Here is a 229-nt window from a genome sequence, read left to right as displayed (position 1 = left end):
GACCGCCCCGGTCCCGTCGACCTCGGCGGTCGGCAGCACGTCCAGCTCGCGCGCGACCGGCACGTCCGGCCACTCGGTCGGCCGCGGCTCGACGTCCGTCTCGGAGTGCGCGCCGCAGCCGTGCTCCTGCGCGACGACCTTGCCGTCGTCGGGGGACCACGCGATGACGCACACGCCGGACACGGTGCCCAGCGCGCCCTGCAGCGGAACCACGGACCCCCAAGTCCGG

Annotated in this window: 1 protein-coding gene; it reads right to left on the bottom strand. The window is 76.4% G+C overall.

All coding sequences use genetic code 11. The features are described 5' to 3' along the window. On the bottom strand, window positions 1-213 hold a 213-nt coding region (locus KVT14_RS21960), incomplete at its 3' end, for a DUF3027 domain-containing protein (RefSeq protein ID WP_308161193.1). Window positions 214-229: the final 16 nt, after the last annotated feature.

The organism is Cellulomonas sp. GbtcB1 (assembly GCF_019091725.1).
Lineage (GTDB): Bacteria > Actinomycetota > Actinomycetes > Actinomycetales > Cellulomonadaceae > Cellulomonas.
Note: the sequence above shows the minus strand (reverse complement) of the source record. Positions and strands in the feature narration are given on the sequence as shown.